This is a genomic window from Microbulbifer discodermiae (assembly GCF_040742695.1).
Lineage (GTDB): Bacteria > Pseudomonadota > Gammaproteobacteria > Pseudomonadales > Cellvibrionaceae > Microbulbifer.
In genome coordinates this window covers 65,667-72,465 of record NZ_JBFLAB010000024.1, presented here as the reverse complement: position 1 = coordinate 72,465, position 6,799 = coordinate 65,667, and the positions used below count along the sequence as shown (strand labels likewise).

6 protein-coding genes are annotated in these 6,799 nt (G+C 59.5%); 5 read left to right on the top strand and 1 reads right to left on the bottom strand.

From position 1 onward, the window contains the following. Nucleotides 1–351 precede the first annotated feature (351 nt). Nucleotides 352–684: a DUF1820 family protein gene (locus AB1S50_RS10675; protein ID WP_367150634.1), complete on the bottom strand. Its 333-nt coding sequence runs from the start codon at nt 682–684 to the stop codon at nt 352–354. Nucleotides 685–1,153: 469 nt separating this feature from the next. Between AB1S50_RS10675 and miaB the strand changes: the two genes are divergently transcribed. The 5 genes from miaB (at nt 1,154) to lnt (ending at nt 6,788) form a co-directional block, all read left to right on the top strand. Continuing rightward, complete coding sequence (gene miaB, locus AB1S50_RS10670) at nt 1,154–2,533, top strand: tRNA (N6-isopentenyl adenosine(37)-C2)-methylthiotransferase MiaB (RefSeq protein ID WP_367150633.1); 1,380 nt, start codon at nt 1,154–1,156, stop codon at nt 2,531–2,533. Between the two features lie 168 nt (nt 2,534–2,701). Next, complete coding sequence (locus AB1S50_RS10665; protein ID WP_367150632.1) at nt 2,702–3,727, top strand: PhoH family protein; 1,026 nt, start codon at nt 2,702–2,704, stop codon at nt 3,725–3,727. A gap of 23 nt (nt 3,728–3,750) precedes the next feature. Continuing rightward, the gene (gene ybeY, locus AB1S50_RS10660; RefSeq protein WP_367150631.1) at nt 3,751–4,242 is read left to right on the top strand and encodes an rRNA maturation RNase YbeY; all 492 of its coding nucleotides are present in this window, start codon (nt 3,751–3,753) and stop codon (nt 4,240–4,242) included. 32 nt (nt 4,243–4,274) lie between these two features. Next, complete coding sequence (locus AB1S50_RS10655) at nt 4,275–5,171, top strand: HlyC/CorC family transporter (protein ID WP_367150630.1); 897 nt, start codon at nt 4,275–4,277, stop codon at nt 5,169–5,171. 48 nt (nt 5,172–5,219) lie between these two features. Then, on the top strand, nt 5,220–6,788 hold the full coding sequence (lnt, locus tag AB1S50_RS10650) for an apolipoprotein N-acyltransferase (protein WP_367150629.1): 1,569 nt from the start codon (nt 5,220–5,222) through the stop codon (nt 6,786–6,788). Nucleotides 6,789–6,799: the final 11 nt, after the last annotated feature.

The following is a 6,799-nucleotide window of genomic DNA, read 5'->3' as shown; positions in this document are numbered from 1 at the left end:
CAAAACAGCGTTTATGACCTGTATATTCGGTATTTTGACGTTACCTCGCTGTAAAGGCAGCAGGTGTTCGATAATTTTGAATTGCGATTTTGTGATTTCCATAAACGCAGATTTTATCAAAATTAGTGTTAACAGGCCCTAGATGCCGATCAAGCCTGTAACTACTTTATTTATCGCTAAGGATTTCTGGGTTTAGACCGCAAACCCGAACAGAGAAAAGCCAGGCGATGCTGTCCGCTACACTGCCAGCCAGCGATCGGCAGGTGAAAATCGTGCGTAAATTTACAAAAGTCCCCGGTGAATCACCGGTTTGATCTCGGTATTCTCGCCCCAAAGGGATATGGCAGCGACCTACTCTGTGTCCGCCGGGGGCCTCATGGGCGCTGGAAACGGGAACTGCGCCACCTTCTCACCCTTTACCTCGACAATCTTGCCGGTGCCCTCTTTCTCCACCTCATCGATACGCACAATACTGTGCATGGGGATATAGGAACGCGTGACCGAGGCGAACTCGGTTTTGAGTTTCTCCTCGCTGGGGTCCACCACCAACTGGGACTTCTCCCCAAACACAAACTCCTCCACCTCGATAAATCCATACATATCACTTTGATAGATGGCACGGGCGTAGAGTTCATACACCTGATTCTGATTGTGAAAAATCACTTTGTAGATTGGGTTCGCCATAGATGTCTCTGTTGAGGGCCTGCCCCTGCGAATACCAGGGAGCCTCTGATTAATTCAGTATTGCCTCAGCGGAGCCTGTTGCACCGCTTGGCAAGGCGCTGCGCGAAGGTCAAGGCTGGGTGTCCTTGACGAACGGAGCAACCTAGCCCAAGTGGCGCCACAGACCCGCCCTGCGGGGCTTTGTGTCGAGTCCGCCCGCTGCGTTGCAGCCGCTTGAAAGGCAACCAGCATTCCTGCGCGACTGCGCCTTACTGGCGAACACGACGCAAAGCCTGAGGTTACACCGAATTAATCAGAGGCTCCCTAGCCCCTGCACAGCGATTCTGGCCAATGCAGGAAAAAGCGCGCAAGAATAGCACAGGATAGCGGGTGCTAACTACAGTTGCCCTGCACACCATCTAGGCAGCCTGCTGGCGGGTCGCTATAATGCCGCCCCTCTCCAACTGAACAGTTTTTAGCCAGGCCAGACATGTCCGAATCAGCACCCCGCGACCGGGTGAAAAAGCTCTATATCAAGACCCACGGCTGTCAGATGAACGAGTATGACTCGGGGCGCATGCGCGATCTGCTGGGCGAGTCGCACGCCATGGTAGCCACAGACGATCCGGACGAGGCGGACGTACTGCTGATCAACACCTGTTCTATCCGTGAAAAGGCACAGGAAAAATTGTTCCACCAACTGGGCCGCTGGAAGCACCTGAAGGAAAAGAATCCGCACCTGATCATCGGCGTCGGTGGCTGTGTCGCCAGTCAGGAAGGCGAGGCCATCTCCAAGCGCGCCCCCTATGTGGACCTGGTCTTTGGCCCCCAAACCCTGCACCGCCTGCCGGAAATGATGGAGACCCGGGAGCACAACAGTGGCGCGGTAGTGGTGGATGTATCCTTCCCCGAAATCGAGAAGTTTGACCGCCTGCCGCAACCGGAAGCCGACGGCGCCACCGCGTTTGTCTCGATTATGGAAGGCTGTTCCAAGTACTGTACCTTCTGCGTGGTTCCCTATACCCGGGGGGAGGAAGTCAGCCGCCCTCTCGCAGATGTCCTGGAGGAGATCGCCCACCTGGCCGCACAGGGTGTCCGCGAGGTGAATCTGCTGGGACAGAATGTCAACGCCTACCGGGCCCCGGGCGAAGATGGACAAGTGGTCGACTTTGCCGAACTGATCACCTATGTGGCCGCCATCGACGGCGTCGACCGCATCCGCTACACCACCTCCCACCCGGTGGAGTTCTCCGATGCACTCATCGACGTCTATGCCGAAGTACCGGAACTGGTGAGCCATCTGCACCTGCCGGTTCAGAGCGGCTCTGACCCGATCCTTATGGCCATGAAGCGCGGCCATACAGCCCTTGAATACAAGTCCAAGATCCGCCGCCTGCGGAGGATACGCCCGGACATCTGTCTGTCCTCCGACTTTATCGTCGGTTTTCCGGGGGAGACCGAAAAAGATTTCGCGGCCACATTAAATCTGATCCAGGAAATGGACTTCGACATTTCCTTCAGCTTTATCTATTCGCCACGCCCGGGCACCCCGGCAGCGGATTTGCCCGACGATACGCCGGGGGAAGTCAAGAAACAGCGCCTGCAGCAGTTGCAGGGCCTTATCAACCGGCAGGCTGCGGCCATTGCCCGGCGCATGGTAGGCAATACAGAGCGCGTACTGGTTACCGGCGTGTCGAAAAAGGATCCCGGCCAACTGCAGGGCCGGACCGAAAACAACCGTGTGGTCAACTTCCGCTGCGACAACCTGGCACTGATCGGCAACTTTGCGGATCTGCTGATCGAAGAGGCGCTGCCAAACTCGCTGCGCGGTACCCTGGTGACCTCTGAACTGGATGGCCCACTGTTCTGAGTGGGCATCCCGCAAGGGGTCCAGAAGCGGTGAAATCTATATTAATAGCAAAATATTATATAAAAATTCCTTTCTATACCCTATTTGTCAGAGGCAAAGCTTTCCCCTGGCCGGAAAATCGGTATACCCTAGAGACTAAATGTCAGATAAAGGTGCACGGAAACCAATTTGGAAACACATACTCTCGCTCACAGTATCACCCTTGAACCCAACGATGCCCGCCGCCTGGCCAATCTCTGTGGCCAATTCGATCAGCACCTGCGCCAGATTGAACACCGTCTCGATGTGGAAATCCGCAACCGCGGCAACCGGTTTGCCTTTTATGGCGAACCCAGCTCGGCCCGCGCCGCCGGAGAGCTATTGAGCTTCCTCTATGCAGAAACCGGCGAACGCGATGTCCTCACCCCGGACGAGATCCACCTGGCACTGCAGCAGTCGGGGGTTGAAGAACTGCTGGAACAGGAGAGCCCGGAGGGTAAGCCGGAAGACGGGCAGGTGGTGTTGATCCGCACCAAGAAGTGTTCGGTGCGGCCCCGCGGTGTCAATCAGCGCAAGTATGTGCACGCGGTGCAGACCAATGACATCAATTTTGGAATCGGTCCGGCCGGGACCGGCAAGACTTACCTGGCGGTGGCCTGTGCCGTAGAGGCACTGCTCAAGGATGAGGTGGAGCGCATCCTGCTGGTCCGCCCGGCAGTGGAGGCCGGCGAGAAGCTGGGCTTCCTGCCCGGGGACCTGAGTCAGAAAGTAGACCCCTACCTGCGACCGCTATACGACGCCCTGTATGAAATGCTGGGCTTCGAAACCGTTGGCAAACTGATCGAACGCAATGTGATCGAGGTGGCGCCGCTGGCTTACATGCGGGGCCGCACGCTCAACAATGCCTTCGTGATTCTCGACGAAAGCCAGAACACCACCCGCGAGCAGATGAAAATGTTCCTGACCCGCATTGGTTTTGGCTCCACTGCGGTGATCACCGGCGATCCCAGCCAGATAGACCTGCCCCGCGGCCAGGCCTCGGGCCTGCGCCACGCCGCCGAGGTCCTGCGCCGGGTCAACGGCATCAGCTTTACCCATTTTGGGGCCAAGGACGTGGTGCGCCACCCCCTGGTACAGCGCATTGTGGAAGCCTACGATTTCCACGAAGCCGCGCAGGAAGCCCCTGCCGGCCGGCAGGATGAAGACGCGGCCTGAAGCCGCGACCCTAGCCGATCGCCATGAACCAAGTGCACCTCGACGTACAGCGAGCCAGCCAGTCCCCCGGTCTGCCCAGCGATGACCAGCTTCGCACCTGGGCCACCGCTGCGCTGGCCGATACCCGCGGAGACGCCGAACTCACGGTGCGCATTGTCGATGAAGAAGAGAGCCGGCACCTGAACCGTCGGTACCGGCAACGGGACAAACCCACCAATGTCCTGTCCTTTCCGGCGGCGTTGCCCGAGGACCTGGACCTGCCACTGCTGGGCGATCTCGTTATCTGCGCCCCGGTGGTCGCCCGGGAGGCCCGGCAGCAGCAGAAACCGCTGTCTGCGCACTGGGCTCACATGGTAGTCCATGGCACACTCCACCTGCTGGGTTACGACCATATCGAGGACGCCGACGCAGAGATCATGGAGAGCCTGGAGACCCGCCTGCTGGCCGGACTCGACATCCCCGACCCTTACTGTGGCAATTCCGCCGCAAACCACACCGGCACCGGCGGCCGGTGACAAACTAGACTAGCAACGAGAGAATACGGAGCATGGCAACTTCCATGACCACCGACGAACCCCCAAGTAGTCACTCTTCCAGCAAGCCCCGGTCCGGGGAGAAAAACTGGCTGGAAAAACTCTTCAGGGCCTTTTCGGCCGAGCCCAAGTCCCGCGATGAGCTGCTGGAAATCATCAAGGATGCGGCGGAAAACCAGGTAGTGGATGCGGAGGCGCTGTCCATCATCGAAGGCGCACTGGACGTGTCCACCCAACAGGTGCGGGAGATAATGATCCCGCGTTCGCAGATGGTGGTTGTGAGCCTGCAGGACAAGCCGGAGGCGTTCCTGCCGAAAATCATCGAATCCGGCCACTCCCGCTTTCCCGTCACCGGCGACGGTATAGACGATATCCGCGGCATTTTGCTCGCCAAGGACCTGCTGCCGTTGATTCTGAAAGGCGCGACGGGCTTCAGCCTCGAAGAAATCATACGCCCCGCCAATATCATCCCGGAGAGCAAGCGTCTCAATATACTGCTGCGGGAGTTCCGCGAGAACCGCTATCATATGGCGGTGGTGATCGACGAATATGGCGGCGTATCCGGGGTGGTCACTATCGAGGATATTCTGGAGGAAATCGTCGGCGAGATTGAGGATGAAACCGACGAGGAAGAGGAGGATAGTTTTATCCGCAAGGTGGGCGAGAATGACTACATCGTCAAAGCCCTCACCCCCATCGAGGATTTTAACCAGTTCTTCGACAGCGAACTCAGTGACGAAGAGTTCGATACTGTCGGCGGACTGGTGATGCAATCGTTTGGCCACCTGCCGGGGCGCGACGAGGTGACGCAGATGGGCGATTTCACCTGCCGCGTGCTCTACGCCGACAACCGCCAGGTGCACCTGCTGCGCATACACCGCGAGGGCCACCCGGGTAAAATCCCGGCCTAGCCCGGGCGGGAATTCCGCACTGCCATTTGATCTGAACAGACCGACAAGATGCCCAGACTCTACATCTCCCTCGCCAGCCTTGTCGCAGGTAGCCTGCTCACCCTGTCATTCGCTCCCTTCGACTTCTGGCCGCTGGGGCTGCTGTCCCTCGCCCTGTTCGCGTGGCTGAATCTGTACGCTGCCGGCCGCCGCCAACTGCCGGGGCGCAGTACTCTCTGGCTGGCATTCTGTTTCGGTCTCGGGCTCTTCGTCAGCGGCGCCTCCTGGGTCTATGTGTCCATCACCCAGTTCGGTGGCTCCTCGGTGGTTTTGGGTGTTGCGCTGACCGGTGCCTTTGCAGCCATCATGGCATTGCTGTTCGCCCTGCCATTCTTCTTCCTCGGCCATTTTACCGACCACAGGTTGAGCTTCGCACTGGCTTTTGCCGCCCTGTGGTTCCTGAGCGAATGGCTGCGCAGCTGGCTGTTCACCGGCTTTCCCTGGCTGTTCTCCGGCTATGGGCATGTTCACACCTGGCTGTCCGGGTGGGCGCCGGTGGTGAGTGTCTATGGCATGGGCCTGTTGCTGGCCCTGACCGCCGCAACTGCAGCTCTGCTGGTCTCCGGCCGTTTGCGACCGCTGCGGTACAGAGCCGATGCCGTGTTGCTGACCGCAGTGCTGGCCATCTGGCCGCTCGGGGCACTGCTGTCCCAGGTACCCTGGACCCAGACCGCCGGCGAGCCGCTTTCGGTGGGTTTGGTGCAGGCGAATATCCCCCAGGAGAAAAAGTGGCTGCCCGCTTTCCGCGGCGAGACCATCGACCGCTATCAGGAGGCCACCCGCAACCTCTCGGGACAGGGAGTGGACGTTATTGTCTGGCCCGAGGCGGCGCTGCCGCTGTTGTATCACCAGGCACCGAACCTGATGCAGGCACTGCAGCGCAACGCCGAACAGAGTGGTATCGACCTGATCAGCGGCCTGCTGTACGACCGCGAGGCCAGCAGTGAGGAAAGCCGCGCTCACCGCGTCGTGTACAACTCGGCCGCTGTGTTCGGCCGCACCCCACAGGTCTACCACAAGCGGCACCTGGTGCCGTTCGGGGAATATGTACCGCTGGAAAACTGGATCCGCGGCACCATAGAGTTTTTCGACCTGCCCACTTCTTTCATCCGCTCCGGCCCCGACAAACAGCAGCCCCTGAATGCCGGCGACGCCACCTGGGCCCCGCTTATCTGCTATGAGATCGTCTACCCGAGCCTGGTGGCGGACTCCGCCCTGAATGCCCAGGTATTGCTCACCATTAGCAACGACGCCTGGTTTGGGGATTCCATTGGCCCGCTCCAGCATATGCAGATGGCCCAGATGCGCGCGCTGGAAACCGGCCGCTATCTGGTGCGCGGCACCAACACCGGCGTGACCGCAATCGTGGATCCGCACGGGAGGATTACCCAGCGCCTGCCACAGTTCGAACGCGCCACTCTGGTGGGCCGGATCACCGCCATGCAGGGCGCCACCCCCTTTATGCTGGCCGGTATTACTCTGCCGTTTGCTCTGGCGCTGCCGATGCTCGCCATCGGCCTCGCCGTGCGCCACAGACCGACTCCGGAGCAAGATACCAAGCTGACGGCCAAGCGCTGACAAGACGCGCA

Bases quoted from the DNA above. Each gene is read 5' to 3' on its own strand.
- AB1S50_RS10655 (WP_367150630.1), top strand. From the start codon at position 4,275: ATGGCAACTTCCATGACCACCGACGAACCCCCAAGTAGTCACTCTTCC.
- miaB (WP_367150633.1), top strand. From the start codon at position 1,154: ATGTCCGAATCAGCACCCCGCGACCGGGTGAAAAAGCTCTATATCAAG.
- ybeY (WP_367150631.1), top strand. From the start codon at position 3,751: ATGAACCAAGTGCACCTCGACGTACAGCGAGCCAGCCAGTCCCCCGGT.
- lnt (WP_367150629.1), top strand. From the start codon at position 5,220: ATGCCCAGACTCTACATCTCCCTCGCCAGCCTTGTCGCAGGTAGCCTG.
- AB1S50_RS10675 (WP_367150634.1), bottom strand. From the start codon at position 684: ATGGCGAACCCAATCTACAAAGTGATTTTTCACAATCAGAATCAGGTG.